This window comes from Corallococcus exercitus, assembly GCF_003611585.1.
GTDB lineage: Bacteria > Myxococcota > Myxococcia > Myxococcales > Myxococcaceae > Corallococcus > Corallococcus exercitus.
Genome location: NZ_RAVW01000665.1, coordinates 1 through 3,251 on the forward strand (window position 1 = coordinate 1; position 3,251 = coordinate 3,251).

At 71.1% G+C, this 3,251-nt stretch carries 3 protein-coding genes; 1 reads left to right on the top strand and 2 read right to left on the bottom strand.

Annotation, left to right across the window (positions count from 1 at the left end; all coding sequences use genetic code 11):
• Nucleotides 1–66: 66 nt before the first annotated feature.
• A complete protein-coding gene (locus tag D7W79_RS40540; RefSeq protein WP_120530545.1) occupies nt 67–345 on the bottom strand; it encodes a glutaredoxin family protein in 279 nt (92 codons plus the stop codon).
• A gap of 21 nt (nt 346–366) precedes the next feature.
• Here D7W79_RS40540 and D7W79_RS40545 point away from each other — a divergent pair, with 21 nt between their 5' ends.
• Nucleotides 367–1,563, top strand: a complete 1,197-nt coding sequence (locus D7W79_RS40545; protein ID WP_120530546.1) for a DUF4388 domain-containing protein — start codon at nt 367–369, stop codon at nt 1,561–1,563.
• A gap of 15 nt (nt 1,564–1,578) precedes the next feature.
• Here D7W79_RS40545 and D7W79_RS40550 read toward each other — a convergent pair whose 3' ends face one another.
• Nucleotides 1,579–3,231 carry a penicillin-binding transpeptidase domain-containing protein gene (locus D7W79_RS40550; protein WP_120530547.1) on the bottom strand — a complete coding sequence of 551 codons (1,653 nt, stop codon included), beginning with the start codon at nt 3,229–3,231 and terminating at the stop codon, nt 1,579–1,581.
• Nucleotides 3,232–3,251: the final 20 nt, after the last annotated feature.

Sequence of the window (3,251 nt, forward strand, 5' to 3'; positions counted from 1 at the left end):
GATTTACAGCCCCGTCACTTTTGCGCCCTTCGTATCCCCCTGGATTTCTTAGGGAAGGGCACTCCGTTACCCATCCTGGCCCACGGTTTTAGCAATGGGTATGCCATTCATCACCTCGCGGATCCGGGCTTCCAACCCCTCGGCGTCCACGCGGTGCTTGAAGGCAGGCACCCCATCGATGAGGACCACGGGGATGTCGTAACGCCAGGCCTCGAAGAGGTCCGGGCTCTGGAGGATGTCGGTGACGTAGAGCTCGAAGGGCAGCCGGGCCCGCACCTCCTCGACCACCGCGAGCGCCTGCTCACAGAGGGAACACCGGGGTTTCGAGTAGATATCGACTCGCATGCGTTGCAGGATGGGCGCTCGATGCGCGGCGTGTGTGGTGATTTTTCGACGATGCCCCTCAAGGACCTGGTCGTCCACCTCGGGAATCGCCGGGCCACCGGCACCCTGAACGTGGAGCGGGGAGACGTGCGCAAGCAGCTCCTGCTGCGCGACGGCCACGTCATCACCGCCAGCTCCAACCAGCCGCGCGAGTACTTCGGTCAGTTCCTGATCAACCAGGGGCACCTGACGGAGGACCAGCTGGAGCGCGCCTTCTCCACGCAGGCGGAGACGCACATCCTGCTGGGAAAGATCCTCATCATGACGGGCACGGTGACGGAAGCCACCGTGCGCACGGTGCTCTCCCACAAGTTCCGGGAGATGCTGCTGGATGCCTTCACCTGGGAGGAAGGCGGCTTCGACTTCCGCGCCACGGACGCCGCGCCGGAGCTGGAGGGCCTGGACGTCAGCGTGGACCTGCTGGACGTGCACCGCGAGGGCGAGTTCCGCGAGACGGCGTGGCAGGCCATCCGCGCGGTGTTCCCTTCCGGCCGCGTGCGCCTGGAGGTGGACGAGCGCAAGCTGACGGACCGCAAGGCCGGCAGCATGGACGAGCGCATCGTGCAGCTGGCGAAGGACGGCCTGAGCATCGACGGCATCGCGCTGGCGCTGCACGCCACCGACTTCTTCCTCTACCAGCGGCTGTACGCGCTCTACCGCCAGGACGCGCTGCGCGTGTCGGACGAGGCGCCCCTGCCCGCTCCGGAGCCCGGCTCGCACACCGTCGTCGTGGTGGAGGACGATGACGACGACGACCTGAACTCGGGCGGCGTCATCGGCTCCGAGTCCTCCTCCGACGAGGTGCTCCAGGCCGCCCAGCTCTTCCTGGACGCGGGCAACCTGCGCGACGGCGAGGCGCTGGTCCGGCGCGCGCACGAGATTGCCCCCACCGAGCACACCGCGAAGCTGCTGCGCGACGCGGAAGGCAGGCTGCTCACGGAGCTGCGCAAGGCGCTGATGGAGCCGTCGCGGGTGCCGGCGCTGATGGTGACGCCCGCGCACCTGAAGACGCTGCCCCTCACGTCACCGGAGCGCTACCTGCTGTCGCGCATCGACGGACGCCGGGATGTGGCGGCCATCGTACACGTGTCGCCGCTTCAGGAGCTGGAGGCGCTGAAGTTCTTCCAGGGCTTCGTGGACACGGGGCTGGTGAAGCTCACCCCGCGTCCGCTGTCCTGAAGGCCGCGCCCGGCTTCAGTGCTTGCCGGCGGCGCCCGCCGGGGCCGTCACTTCCACGGGCGCGGGGATGCGCTCCAACGCCAGGCGCAGGGCCTCGCGGCCCAGGTAGGAGCCGCGGATGCGCCACTTGGGGTCATTCACGATGAGCGCGGCCACGGCCACGCGCGGGTGGTCCTTGGGCGCGAAGCCGACGAACCACGAGTAGTCGCGGAAGGGCTCGCGGTCCGCGAGCGTGCCCGTCTTGCCCACGGCGTCCTTCACCTGGAAGCCGCGCTCGCGGAAGACGCCGCGCGCGGTGCCGTGGGTGACGGTCTCCTCCATCATCCGCGTGAGCCCGTGCGCGGCGGTGGGCGTGAGCACGGGCTCCGGCTCCGGCAGGGGCATGAAGGGCTCCGGCTCCACCAGCACGGGATCCACCCAGCGGCCCTCGTTGGCGGCCATCGCGGCCAGCAGCGCGCCGTGCAGCGGGGACAGGTAGACGTCGCCAAAGCCCGCGCCGGTGTTGGCGAGCGCGAAACCGTCCTCCGGGATGTACGCGAGCGACACGTCCAGCGGCTGGGCGAAGGGGATCTCGCGGTTGAAGCGCAGGCGCGCCGCCATGCGCTTGAGGGCGTCCGCGCTCAGGTGCTTGCTGGTCATCTTGGCGAAGATGACGTTGGCGCTCTTGCCCATGGCCAGCGCGAGCGAATAGCAGGCGCCGTCGCGCTCGGTGTCCTCCAGCTGCCGCTCGTTCAGCCGGCGCTTGCCGCCGTGGAAGCACTCCTCGGTCTCGGGTGACACGCCGGCTTCCATGAGCGCGCTGCCGGTGACGATCTTGAAGATGCTCGCGGCCGGGTACACCGCGCGGACGGCCAGCCCGCGCAGCTCCGGCTTCGCCTCCGAGTGCTCCGCCATCGCGAGCACGCGGCCGGTGGAGGGCTCCAGCACCACCGCGGCGCCGTAGGGCACCTGGTAGTTCTGCATGATCTTCGTGAGGGACGCCTGGAGGCCGGGGTCGATGGTGAGCACCTGATCCGGCGCGCTCTTGCCGCCCTTCACCACCAGCTTGTTGCCCTCCAGCTTCGCACGGGCCACCAGGTCCTGCGCGCGGGGCAGCCCCTGGAGCTTGCCGAACGGCGGCGCCTTCTCCCGCGAGGGCACCGGCATCGGCGGCACCATGCCGGGCTCCAGCGCGGCCGCATCCTTCGTGGCCAGCGCCTCCGCCAGCGCGCGGGCATCCACCGGGCGCGTGTCCGTGACCTGCGCGGCAGGGGGCGCCTCGGCACCCGCCAGGGCTGGCGCCGCTGGGGCCTGCGAGGCGGTCGCGCCGTTCGTGGACGGAGCGGCGGCCGGAGCCTGCGCGACGCCAGCGGCCGAACCGGACGCATCCGTCGTGGGCGCGGACGGAGTCCCCGGGTTGCCCTGCGCCTGCGCGACGCTCGCGGCGGCACCCGCGTCGGAAGTCCCCGCCTGGGCGCGCTGCCCGGCCTCCACCTTCTCCACCAGCGCGCGGGCGCCCATGGGGCCCGCGTCCGTGCCCTGCGCGGTCACGGCCTGCGCCAGCGTCTGGGCGTCCGTCGGGGTGGCGGCTGACGGCGCGGGGTTCGCGTCCGTCCCGGGCGCGGAGGCACCCAGGAGCAGCGTGAGGGGGAACAGCGGCAGGGCGGCGAGGAGGCGGCGCTTCGACATTCTTCGGGGCTCTCCTTGGG

Excerpts from the sequence above, each read along its gene's own strand:
- D7W79_RS40540 (WP_120530545.1), bottom strand. The coding sequence starts at position 345 with ATGCGAGTCGATATCTACTCGAAACCCCGGTGTTCCCTCTGTGAGCAG.
- D7W79_RS40545 (WP_120530546.1), top strand. The coding sequence starts at position 367 with ATGCGCGGCGTGTGTGGTGATTTTTCGACGATGCCCCTCAAGGACCTG.
- D7W79_RS40550 (WP_120530547.1), bottom strand. The coding sequence starts at position 3,231 with ATGTCGAAGCGCCGCCTCCTCGCCGCCCTGCCGCTGTTCCCCCTCACG.